The 12,348-nt window shown below is 48.6% G+C and carries 10 protein-coding genes; 8 read left to right on the forward strand and 2 right to left on the reverse strand.

Annotated elements, in window-relative coordinates:
* The first annotated feature begins 68 nt into the window (after nucleotides 1-68).
* Complete coding sequence (locus EKK48_08120) at nucleotides 69-1,085, forward strand: DUF4253 domain-containing protein (GenBank protein RTL43701.1); 1,017 nt, start codon at nucleotides 69-71, stop codon at nucleotides 1,083-1,085.
* Entirely contained in the window at nucleotides 1,076-1,861 is a 786-nt protein-coding gene (locus tag EKK48_08125; GenBank protein ID RTL43702.1) for a hypothetical protein, read from the forward strand. Before EKK48_08120 ends, EKK48_08125 begins: the two co-directional genes overlap by 10 nt.
* Nucleotides 1,862-1,996: 135 nt before the next feature.
* On the opposite strand, the gene EKK48_08130 is transcribed toward EKK48_08125, so the two are convergent.
* A complete protein-coding gene (locus EKK48_08130; protein RTL43703.1) occupies nucleotides 1,997-2,623 on the reverse strand; it encodes a hypothetical protein in 627 nt (208 codons plus the stop codon).
* Between the two features lie 248 nt (nucleotides 2,624-2,871).
* Between EKK48_08130 and EKK48_08135 the strand changes: the two genes are divergently transcribed.
* The 4 genes from EKK48_08135 to EKK48_08150 all read left to right on the forward strand — a co-directional run bounded on the left by EKK48_08135 (nucleotide 2,872) and on the right by EKK48_08150 (nucleotide 9,249).
* Nucleotides 2,872-3,894, forward strand: a complete 1,023-nt coding sequence (locus EKK48_08135) for a radical SAM protein (protein RTL43704.1) — start codon at nucleotides 2,872-2,874, stop codon at nucleotides 3,892-3,894.
* Nucleotides 3,895-3,912: 18 nt separating this feature from the next.
* Nucleotides 3,913-5,769, forward strand: coding sequence for a hypothetical protein (locus EKK48_08140; GenBank protein ID RTL43705.1), 1,857 nt, complete (start codon nucleotides 3,913-3,915; stop codon nucleotides 5,767-5,769).
* A 39-nt stretch (nucleotides 5,770-5,808) separates the two neighbouring features.
* Nucleotides 5,809-7,656, forward strand: a complete 1,848-nt coding sequence (locus tag EKK48_08145) for a hypothetical protein (protein RTL43706.1) — start codon at nucleotides 5,809-5,811, stop codon at nucleotides 7,654-7,656.
* A gap of 168 nt (nucleotides 7,657-7,824) precedes the next feature.
* Nucleotides 7,825-9,249 carry a hypothetical protein gene (locus tag EKK48_08150; protein RTL43707.1) on the forward strand — a complete coding sequence of 475 codons (1,425 nt, stop codon included), beginning with the start codon at nucleotides 7,825-7,827 and terminating at the stop codon, nucleotides 9,247-9,249.
* A 75-nt stretch (nucleotides 9,250-9,324) separates the two neighbouring features.
* Here EKK48_08150 and EKK48_08155 read toward each other — a convergent pair whose 3' ends face one another.
* A complete protein-coding gene (locus tag EKK48_08155; GenBank protein RTL43708.1) occupies nucleotides 9,325-10,470 on the reverse strand; it encodes a TIGR02281 family clan AA aspartic protease in 1,146 nt (381 codons plus the stop codon).
* Between the two features lie 124 nt (nucleotides 10,471-10,594).
* Between EKK48_08155 and EKK48_08160 the strand changes: the two genes are divergently transcribed.
* Nucleotides 10,595-11,311, forward strand: coding sequence for a tetratricopeptide repeat protein (locus EKK48_08160; protein ID RTL43709.1), 717 nt, complete (start codon nucleotides 10,595-10,597; stop codon nucleotides 11,309-11,311).
* 13 nt (nucleotides 11,312-11,324) lie between these two features.
* Nucleotides 11,325-12,341 carry an NAD-dependent epimerase/dehydratase family protein gene (locus EKK48_08165; GenBank protein RTL43710.1) on the forward strand — a complete coding sequence of 339 codons (1,017 nt, stop codon included), beginning with the start codon at nucleotides 11,325-11,327 and terminating at the stop codon, nucleotides 12,339-12,341.
* Nucleotides 12,342-12,348: the final 7 nt, after the last annotated feature.

The following is a 12,348-nucleotide window of genomic DNA, read 5'->3' on the forward strand; positions in this document are numbered from 1 at the left end:
ACCATCCGTTGCGGGTATAAATTCCAAAACGATCGAGACTCGAAATTCTTTTGGGCTGGGAGCTAGACATGCGACGATTCGAATACAGCGCGGGCGGCTCAGACAAATTTTGGGAAATCCAGCTCGATGATAATTCATTCACAGTCAACTACGGAAGAATCGGAACAAACGGACTGAGCTCAACCAAAACTTTCAATTCCAATCAAGAAGCAAAGAATGAACACGATAAACTTGTGCAAGAAAAACTCAAAAAAGGCTATGTGGAAATAAGTGGCGGAAGCGCTTCAACTAGCCCTACGAAGCGGTCAAAGGACAACCTGATTGCACAGCTAAAAGCAGCCGGAATCGACACCTCGACATTCCAACGAGTTTCCATTGAAGGTGGGGAGGACGAAGATGAAGAGAGTAACAGATCGGACCCGGCCGACTCGTTCTATATGATCGACGTGAGCGCCGATAAAAGCTTCCAGACCTGGAAGCTTGCTCGGTCGCTGATTGAGAAAACTGGATACTATCCGGTTATCACAGAAGATTATGATCAACTCTTCGAATACATGGAATTCGAAGACGAAAACGACACCGCTGTAACCATAAAAGCAGCGCTTTCAGCGAACTTAGCCGAGTTTTTCAAAGAGCGCACGGAGGAATTGTCCGACGCCAACGATAGGGAAAGAATTGGCGACTGGGCTACAGCGCAAGAAGAAACTGCCAGTGAGGATTTCTACCTGGTTTCTCGTTCAGGAAGCGATGCGATCTTGCAGCTTGTATTTTGCCCGACCAAAATTTCCTGGCAAGTTTGCGCTGTGTTATGTTGGGGTAATTCAAACGATGGCATCGCGCCTGCCAATCACTCCGCGGTGCACAGATACTGGGGCACCGAATATGATGCCGAACTGGTTTGCATTACAATCGACCTGATGGAGTTCCTGGTGCACAAACCTCCAACAACGAAAGAAGCCGCAATGAAGCTCGCGCACGAACAGTTTGTGTATTGTCCTGATATTGTTCACCAGGGCGTTCAGACTGTCGCGAACCTGGGCAAGTCGCTGATTAACAGCAAGAAGTGGTTTTTCTGGTGGGATTAGAAAAGTTTATTTCCATTATCATTCTAGCAACGGCTGTCGTCGCACATCAGGCTGCAGCACAAGAAGCCTCACATGGACTTAAATCCACGAATAACCCAATTAGGAATAACCCAATCATCACCAATAACCCAATCACCAATCACGCGATCGAAAACAACGAAATCCCCAATGGAAAAATACTGAATCCATGCACCAAACTTCCAGTTGATATTATCCCGCCCCCAAAAGACCAACCCAATGCACTGGACTTCGTGAAAGACCGCGATCCAGAGCTTTACAACCAGATACAAGCAAAAGTATCCGACCCTCGCTATATTGGCGAGTCGGGCAACGTGACTGTTTCCACTCATGACAAAGACGGCAATGTCAACGGCTGCGTCTTCATTCAAAACGTTCCATACTGGGAATCCGGACCGGCAGCGCAAGCGCTTTTCGACGTAAACAAAGAACTGGCAAAGGTCGGCAAAAAACTGGAGACCGATCCTCTCAACGGCGCCGGAAGAACGCTCGCGCAGGAAGAGGCAATAGCGTGGCGCAATTCAGGAGTACACGCAAAAGTCGGCAAATCGAATCATGGGTTTGGCAACGCAATCGACTTCAAAGACAACCCTGATCCCAAAGTGAAAGTGCAAATTTATGACGATCCATTTGTCAATGCAACACTGCATGCGCGTGGATGGCGACAGGGGGACTCGAGGGGTCCGATAAAAAACGACTTTCATCACTGGAGCTTCGTCGGTCCGGGTGCCGCGCAAGATGGTCAGCCCTCGCAATAAAGACTACGCTTCAATGAGCAAGGGCACGCGAGCTGACTCAATTCACTCACTAAACCCCAGAGCGAATGTTTGTGACTGATCTCGATCTGCAACCTAAAAGCTTCGGCAAGCAGCTGCTACGATCTCTCTATTGCCTCAGCCGCAACCGCCACAGAAAGCGCTCGCAGCATCAAGCTGGTAGTTCACTGGAACTTTGTCAATGAACACATTCTGAACAAATGCGGTTTGCTTGCCAGTAACACAGTTACCATCCAACTCGAAATCTATTTCGGTCAACGTAGCGCCTGCAGGGACTCCGCTAGATCCGCCGGTCACCAACAGAAACTGATTTCCTTGTCTAAACAGACCGCCGTTGGCGACGGTACAGAAACTAAAATGTTCAGTCTGTCCATCCGTCCAAAAGACATCGACTCCGAAGTTCGCAACCGGTGCAGGATCTGTACCCAACCCGGTGACAGTAAATTGAATCGTCTTCTTCAGCCTTGTGCAGTCAACGCCTCTAATGCCGGCTAAGGCGTAAGTTGAGTCGCAGCAGAACGGCTGCGTGACCTGCAATTGAGCGCCAAATCCCTTTCCTGTTACGTTCAAAATCTGGGCGCTGGCTTCGTTACCGTCACAACAATTGGTAAACAGATCACCCAGTTCATAATGCCCGTCACGAAACGGAGCATGAACGTGTAAGAGATTTTTGTGACCAGCGAAACTGGGCTGCGCCGATAAGACAGTTGATAGGGCTGCTACGGCAATCGATATGTTCTTCATAAAACCCCTTGGTAAGACGGTAGGATAGGGACTCCACGTAACCAAGCCTGTTGACCAGCAGCCCGCATGACAACCGATCGAACTTCCTTAATGCTTATATCAAAGTTTCAGCATACTCATCAATATACGGAACTGCTCGTGCCCGTTAATTTAATCAACAAATTTGAAAGGCTGGCCCACGATATTTCAATTACCGGATCAGTCGATTACCCTTATCGGTGATTTCTGACTTTGCAATAATAGACATCATGACTATCATCAAACCAGCAATAGTTCGCGTGGATGCTTCAACAGTATGCCAGTTGCGATGCACCAGTTGCCCCACAACTGCCGGAGCAATCGACACATTCGTAGGCACCGGATTCTTGAAACTTAGTGATTTTCGTCACTTGATCGAGAACAATCGATTCATCAAACGTGTAGAACTGACTAACTGGGGCGAGATCTTTTTAAATCCTGAACTGCTCGACATAATCAAATACGCGTACGAACAAAGTGTCGAGCTTGTCGCTCTCAACGGAGTCAATTTCAATACCGTAAAACCGGAGGTACTCGAGGCTCTTGTTAAATATCGATTTCGCGCTATCAGTGTCTCCATAGATGGTGCCACACAATCCACCTATGAAAAATATCGAGTTCGCGGTCATTTGGAGACGGTGCTCGGCAACATCAGAAAGCTGAATGATTATAAGAAGCAGTACCGTTCTTCCAGACCAGAGTTGCAATGGCAATATGTCGTATTCGGCCACAACGAACACGAAATCGAACAAGCTCGTGCGCTCGCGACGGAACTCGGCATGCGATTTCAACCGAAGTTAAACTGGGAAAATATGTATGATCTACCATTTTCGGCCGTTCAAGACAAAGAACTGGCCAGAAGAGTGCTTGGTGCCGCCGATCGTGAAGAGTTCCACCAAAAGCATAATAAACACTTTTGTTCAGTTGTCTGCGGTGAAATGTGGACCAGTCCGCAAGTAAGTTTCGATGGAAAAGTACTCGGCTGTCCCGTGAATCATTGGTCTTCATTTGGAAATGCCTTCGAGGAACCTCTGGTCGATATCGTAAACGGCGAGCGAATGAATTACGCGCGATCGATGTTAGCCGGACAAGCTCCGGAGCGAGACGACATTCCATGCACGAGATGCAAGGTCTATCAGTCGATCAAAGAGCATGGCACTTGGATCAAACCACCTGAAATACAGCCCGAACAACCGACGAATGACAATGTACGCGTGCGCCGCAACATAGCGCGCGGCTACGACACGTTTTGATTTAGACTAACGACTATCATGCCTGACCAGACGGAACCATCGGCTCCCCGCTTTCGGAGTCAACCAAATTTAAGCCGGTATCCAGTCGGTGATAACGCACAACTGGTTTATTGCCCTGTCACCAACGACACTCAGCTCGTGTCCAATTTGCACATGCAACTTGTAGAACGGTGTCAGGCATTTGCCACTCTCGATCAACATGCAGTCCGCTTATGCAACGAACTGGGATTTGGACCTCTACACGTCGCTGCAACGAAGGCGATTCTCAATCAACTTGGTGAAACAGGTCTGCTGCTAAGCGACCAAGAAATGCGCAGACGCCTTGCGCACGCGTCAGTATCAAATGATGATTCAGAACCTGCTCCGGTGCCACTGATTTCGTCGGTTGGAATTCCTACGCGCGACCGTCCGAACGAACTCGAACGTTGCATCAGGAGTTACGCTCAATGCTGTAAGTCATTCGATCGCAAAATGAAATTTGTCGTTGCGGATCAATCTACCGAAGAAAAAATGCGCCAGACAAATCTAGCGATACTGAGGCGCTTAAAAGCCGAATTCAATTTAGATATCGAATATGCTGGGGTCAAAGAAAAGCGCCGCTTCGCCGATATACTCTCCAAGCACTGCGATATCGAACCAACTGCGGTATCATTCGCCTTGCTCAACATCGACAATTGCGTGGTCGATACTGGTATCAATCGTAATGCCCTGCTGTGGAGCACACAGGGGCAACTAACCGTGCAAGTTGATGATGACAGTATTTGCCGTCTGATGACGGCTCCTTTGTCGCAGGCTGGTCTGAACCTCGACTCAAGATTCAATGTCTACGAAAATTGGTTTCCACCAGTACCTGAAATTTTGAACCTCACTGAACAATGCACCACCGACGCAGATTTTTTCGCAATTCATGAACAGCTGCTCGGACAGCGATTGCACAGTTGTATCGAGCAATTCGGCGGTGGTGAACTAAATTTTGATCACGCAAGCGCTAGATTGCTTCGTGGCGGCACTTCCCGCACCGTCTTGGCTACTTCTATAGGAGTGACCGGAGACTCAGGCATCGGTTCGTCGCACTACTATCTCAGCCTTGATGGAGAGGAGAGAAGACGACTCATTGAAACCGAAGCGAATTATCGCTACTACATGTTCAATCACAAACTTATTCGCTCCGTCAAACGTGCCACCGTTAGTGATGCGGCCTTCTGCAGCGGATTTAATTTGGGATTGGACAATCGAAAAATGCTGCCTCCATTCCTTCCAGTGCAACGAGGACAGGACTGTGTATTTTCAAACTTACTGCATGTTTGTCTGCACGAACTGACAGGATTCTTGCCCTGGGCACTTCGCCACAACCAGTCCAACCCTGAAAAATTCCTTCAAGCGGATCTTCAAAAGAGAATTCTGTATCGAAACAGCGGCGAAATAATTGAACGACTTGTAAACGGACTAGCGCCCGAACCAGATCTTAGCAATGCGACAAAAAATACGGTGGCCTTGGGAAGAGCTCTAAAGGAATGGGGAACCGCTCCGTTTGCGGACTTCGAAGATCTGCTGCGCAGCATCATGTGGGAAGAAATGAGTAGAAATCTGTCGACGTTACACTACTCTCTCAATAAGCACAAGGGTGAGCCCACTTACTGGGCGAACGACATAGCTTCGGCTATCTCATGGTTAAGCAAGGGTCTCACAGACGATAACATTTCAGTAGCCGCCGACTTATGTCTAGCATTTGGCATAGAGGAAGCGCGCACGATAATGCAAAGATTGGTGCGCCGGTTCGGCGAACTGCTAATGTCGTGGCCGGCTCTTATTCAGGGAGTCTCAGAGCTAAACGCGCGCGAGGTATACTTGCCTACGACAGTCGAGATTCACTAATGCCCGAAAATTTTTGCGCCGATTCGGAATCCGCTAAAAATGTCCGAAAATAATTTCAAAGATCAAGAATACTTGAGTCTTACCGATTGCTGGCGCATTGGCGTAGGCACCAATAAAGAGCTTGTATATTGCCCCACTACGCAAGCGACTCATGTGCTGTCGTCCAATACAGTGAGACTGCTCAGAGAATGCACCGAAACGCAAACGTTAGATCTGCATGCGGCACGATTGTGTGAGCGATTCAACATTCCATTAAAACGTTTTCCTGAAATGCGCCAGCAACTAAATGAATTTGTAAATGGCAAACTGCTTGTCTCAAAAACGGATTTGCTGACCATGATAACGGAGCATTCTTCCCCTCAAAGCCCGCTTCCAAAAATCGCTTCGCTTGCCGTTCCCACGCGAAATCGACCTCAGGTGTTTCGACGCTGCCTGGATAGCTATGCTGAGTGCGCCAAGCTTTACGATCGTAATGATCTGACGCTCCTGGCTATGGATCAATCTGATACATCTGATTTGCAACAAGAGAATCAACAAGCTATAGAGTCGGTTCGAAAAAATCACGGCATCAAATGCCTCTATAGCACCGCCAGAAATGCAGAAATTCTTGCTCGCGATATTTCAAGCATCTCGGGAGTCGCACCAGACGTGGTTAACTTTGCCCTCATCAACGATGACAATATGCCGCAGGCTCACGGGCTTAGCCGCAATTTCTTGCTGCTCAGTACAGTTGGTGATCTAACCGTGCAAGTTGATGACGACACTATATGCAGTGTCTTACCGTGTCGTGAATTCAGCTTCGACTTGACATTAACATCGCAATATGCACCGCAACAGTTCTGGTTTTTGTCCAAGTCGGAAACAGAGACATTTGGTGACGCCTTCACCAGAGAAGATTTTTTCGCTCTGCACGAGCAGCTGCTAGGCCGGTCAGTTGCATCTTGTGTTAATGAGAGGTGCTCCGACGATCGCCTTGAAACAAGCTCAATCAATTTCGAGCAGATCAGTTCTGAATTCTTCCACAGATTGACGAAACCGGGTGGACGAGTCGCTATCACGTCCCTTGGTGTAGGAGGCGAAGCGGGCATGGAAGGTTCATCCTACTTTCTTACGGCAGACAGAAAGTCCCGCGCCCGCATGATGAAATCTGAGAGTGATTACCGCTTCACTCTCAACAGCAATCAAATCTTACGCTCGGTCACGTCCGAGACAATCAGCAGTGGATCGGTAATAACTGGACACAATCAGGGTTTCGACAATCGTAACTTTCTGCCCCCCTATTTCCCTCTATGGAGAGGCGAAGATATGGCGTTCGGAGAATTGCTGGGTCAATCGGACGAAGGCGCTTTCAACGGCTACATGCCGTGGCACCTCCTTCACAAACCGTTCATTCCCAGAAACTATTCCGCAGAGCACCTGCGCTTACGGGCCTCTCGGCTTTCGTTTGGTGCTATAATGGAAGCGCTGCTGCAGTCTCTCAAAAACGAGCGGAGACGCACGCCCAAACAGAGTATCGAGGCAATTGGAAGATCTCTATTGGATTGGGGTAAGGCTCCCCTCGCCGAATTCGAAGAGATGCTCACATTACAGCTTTTGAATCGAGTCAGCATACAATTGCTTCGACTGGAGACAGAATTAAAACAGAACAATAAAACGCCTGCATACTGGGCCGCCGACATTGAAATGTGCATGAACGCCCTGCGCCAAACCGTAGTGAAAAAGACGTACATAGTCGGTAGAGATTTAGAAGACTACTATGGACTGGACACAGCCCGCAAAACTCAGCAAAAGTTAGTGCGTAGATTTGGAGAGTTATTAATATCCTGGTCGGCAATCCGGGATGCAGCAATTGCACTGAGAAAAAACATGCAAGAGAGAGAAGTTTAGTGGCTTCCTTATTTCGCCTCATACAAACACAAGTTCCTTTTCAGTGGTAATCTCTCGGTAATCCTAACCTGGTCTAATTACAGAAAGCCCGATGGAATGGAACCCAAAAAACTCGACTGTAGAAGCCCTTGCGGGCTTCGCTGTACCTCCTGACGCAGGTACGATTTTATGTCCCTCGAACACAACGACAGAGTCAAAGAAGCACCCGACGCGAGCGCCCATCGCGGGTTGCAACACGTCGATCGGATGGAGCTGTTCCAGGACCACTCAAAGCTTACAGAACGCACGAGCACAGCGCAGCTGCACGACCTTACCATTACAGACGACTCCGCCCCCGCTAACAAAACCAAAGACGGTCCAAACGCCCCAAAAGTAGAAGGGGGTCTGGATAAAGGCACTGGCAAAGACAACAAAGGCGGGGCGGAAGAGCCGACAACAGAACTGGTCAAAAAGACAGAAAAGGATCCGAAAGCGCCTACGGTTGCCTTCCTGGACGAATTCAAACGCAAAGATGTAGACCTCGGCGATGGAACCTTCGTTGCGCACGGTGAAATCAGCAGGGCTGCCGCTGAAGCGAATGGATTCAACACAATCGCGCTGCAAAACGGCGACAAGCGAGACAGAAACGACGATTTCGACTATTCGAAGCGACTCAATGAAATCGGAAAGAAGATCGATGCTGGGGAACTTAAGCTGGGTCGCGGTGACGTACTAAATGTGAGTATGGGCAACAATGACCCAACCTTCGAACAAGCCAACCAATTTCTCGGTTTCACTGGTGACAAGGCAATCACCCGCGAAAATCTTGCAGCAAACAAAGACGCGATACTCAATCGCATGAGAGAAATCAGCCAGGATTCGACTAGATCAGATGCGGACCGCACAACGGCCCAGCGCGTTGTCGATACAAACAAAGCAATTGATGATTTGAAGGCTCGTGGAATCGAAGTTGTGCACGCCGCCGGCAATGACTCAGCCAACAGATTCAGCTGGGATTTTATGAATTCCAGCACGGAATTAGCTTCAGTCAAACCATCTGGAAAACCAGATGATTTTAGCGCCAGCCATAGCCTCACGACACCTGGAGACGGCGTAGTTCCAATTCACGTTGTAAATGAAGCGAACCTTCTTTCACCCACTCCACTTGCCAGCCAGAAGGGCAATCTCGAGATTGGTGATACTGGAGCAAAATTCCCCAGGACAGGAAGAGACATATTTCCGGCGGACAATCAAATATTCAACCGCGAAAACTTTCAGCTGGGCGGTCGAATGGACAAATTAAAAGCTGAACCAAAGCCTCTAGATCCAACGCTCTTTGACGCCACGCCAATAGACCAGCGCACCTTATCTGGTGCAAGTGTGCCGCCCACTGACCTGGGGGCGCCAATACTTCCATCCGACAGGTTTAGTGGAGCGGCTCCATATCCAAAGAAATTCGACACCATCAGGAAAGAGAGAGACGAATTCGCGCAACCACTCAAGCCCGGCGAAATTGCAGTCGAAGGTGTAATTTCAGGAACATCATTTGCAAACATCAACTACTTGAAGAGCGAGTATGAGCGACTACGCGGGCTGAAGTCTGGCAGCAACTAAAAAGCTGGATCCGACAAACAAACAAACAAACAAACAAACAAACAAACAAACAAACAGACAATAGTTTATTCGTGCTTATCTGTTAACCAACCAAAGCTCTGCATGATCAGAGTCCAATGTGACTTTGTAGTGCGACAAGAACGACATTCCCAGAAGTCCGGCTTCGCCATCTTGGCTTGGAATGTCGTGGACGATCGCCTCTACATCGAGTAATTTAGCATCCCCGACTCGAATCGAATTTAAACGAACCTTACGACCTGTTGCCTCGCCCGATGCAGAACCGAAGGCAACATCACGCGCCGAGGCCAAGTTCACACCCGCCCTTTTCGCCACGTCATTTGAAATGACGACAGAAGTTGCACCAGAATCAACTACTAATTTCGTTCGTACTTTTTCGTTGACCACAACGTCCGCGAAGAGACTCATGCCAACCTTCTGCAGCTTAATCAGATAGATTGGCTTGCCTGCGGCACGCGTTAGTCGCTGAAGCAACGCGCGCGCATCATCATCTTCTTCATCAAGCGCTACCGCTTTTCTCAGCGGTGCGATTGCATCATTTGGATGCTTACTACTGGAGAGAATCAAACCTTCCTCATAGTAGAGAGAACTCGCATCAGGCAACACTTTGAGCCCCTGCTTACAAGCTTGAAGCGCTTCAGACGTTTTGCCTACGCCCTGCAGCACCGAGACCAGATCGCACCAACTCTTCTCTTGGTGCGGATCTAGTTTTACAGCTTCACGCGCTAGCTCCAGCGACTTCTTATCGTCGCCGACCTGCTCATACAACCACGAAGCCTGCCTTCTCAAAACAGCATCTTTCGGACGCAACGACAGCAATTTAACTTCCGATGGAACAGCCTGCTCGTACTTTCCCAGCGTTTCCAAAATGGCGACGTAGCGATCAAGCTTATCTTGATCATTGGGCGCCAACTTGACCGCTGCCTCCATTTCCACAGCAGCCTGATTTCGGTCGTCATTATCGGCCAGCGCGTCGCCCAACAAAGCATGCGCATCAGCATTCGAGGGATCACAATTGACCGCCTCTCTAAATTCTGCAATGGCGTCGCTAAATTGTTCTTTTTCAGAAAGGTCTTTGCCCTTAGCAATATGCTCGGCAGCACCGGCTTTATCAGGAGCGAACGAGTGCAAGCTGTTACAGCTCCACAGAAGTGGAACAGAAAAAATATAGATACAAGCCGACCAAAATCGTGCCTTTCTCATAACCCAACTTGCCTTTCACCTCAAGAACAATAGATATAGTAGAACGACACGATGTCGTCAAGCCAAATAAACGAGCGATGAAACCCGACGAAATGCGAGAATATACAGTCCAAGGAGAATTACCATGAATTACCTACGGACCGCCTGGATCGCAATATGTGTAGTGCTGAGCGCCAGTACAACATCGCTCGCCGTTGCCAAAGAAGATGACACGTTGTCCAGAATTCCTTCAATAGAAACTTTGACGCAGAAAATCAAAGAGAATCCAGACGCGCTTGAATACTATTATTTGAGGGGACACTTATATCAACAGGAAAAGAAATTTGCACAAGCGGTTGCAGACTATACCAAACTGATTGATGCGAAATTCAAAATTGACGGATTTTTCGCCGACAAGGGACAGATGGCTTACGGCTCCCGCGCCGTCGTATACATGCAGATGAAAAATTTCGATGCAGCGCTAGCGGATCTGAATAAAGGACTCAGTATTGCGCCAAACGATGCAATGATGCTTGCCAATCGAGGCGCTGCATATCTAGAAAAGAAACAATATGCACTGGCTATGAACGATGACATACGAGCACTCAAGATTGATCCCAAACAACCCACCGCCTATGAGGGAATAGGCGAGATATACTACAAGACCAAACAATATGCACGTGCGATGCAGTATTTGAACAGCGCCATAATGTTGAACAGCAAAGATCCTGATGCGTACTACTATCGCGGTGCAACACAAAAGGCGTTGGGCAGAAACGTAGAAGCACAGAGAGACTTCGAACGGGCAGAGAAGCTCGGTTTTAAGCTGGGAGAAACGACAATTATGACGGTAACCCCATAATCAGCGAGGAGCGATGAAGATCCTAATTCTAGGCGGCACCATTTTCGTTGGACGCCATATTGTCGAAGCGGCACTCGCACGTGGACACGAAGTGACTCTTTTCAATAGAGGTCGCACCGGATCGAATTTATTCGACAGCGTAGAACGAATCTCGGGCGACAGATCCGAATCATTAGAAGCGCTCAAAGGTCGACACTGGGACGTAATTATTGATACCAGTGGTTATGTACCGCGGGTGGTGCAAAAGTCTTGCGAAGCACTGCAGAAAAGCTGCGAATCATACGTCTTCATCTCTACGGGTTCCGTCTACAAAGACAAAAGTAAGCCTGGAATCAGCGAGGACAATGAAATACTCGTACCGAAAGATCCTGATGCTACCGAATGGACAGACGACACTTACGGCGAGCTGAAAGCGGGTTGCGAAGTCATGGTGCGAAACGTGTTTGCTGAGCGCGCACTGATCATCAGACCGGGGGTGGTTGTAGGTCCGCACGACCCGACTGACCGCTTCACATACTGGCCAGTACGAATCAAAGCTGGCGGAAAAGTTCTGGCTCCGGGCGCCTCAGATCGACCAATTCAATTCATTGATGGACGCGATCTCGGCACATGGACAATCTCGTTGAGTGAATCAAAAGCTACAGGAATTTTCAATGCCATTGGACCGGACTATCGACTCACAATGTCTAAATTTCTCGACACCTGCAAGACAGTAGCAGATTCAAAAGCCGAATTAATTTGGGTTTCGGATCAGAAGTTGTTCGAACATAAGGTTGAAGCCTGGACCGAGATGCCTTTTTGGATTCCGGAAAATTCCGAAACCAGCGGCATGGCTTTGCGCAACAACAGTAAGGGCATTCAAGCAGGTCTAACCTTCCGCCCGCTGCCTGAAACTATTGCAGACACTCTCGAATGGTGGCAGCGCGAAAAATCTGATAGCAGCTTGAAAGCGGGTTTGAGCAAGGAACGAGAAGCGGAATTGATAAATAAGGTTATCCGCGAACTTGCACAAAAGCTGAAACAACGGTGAACGCCGA

Source organism: Candidatus Melainabacteria bacterium, assembly GCA_003963305.1.
In the GTDB taxonomy this organism is placed as follows: Bacteria; Cyanobacteriota; Vampirovibrionia; order Obscuribacterales; family Obscuribacteraceae; genus PALSA-1081.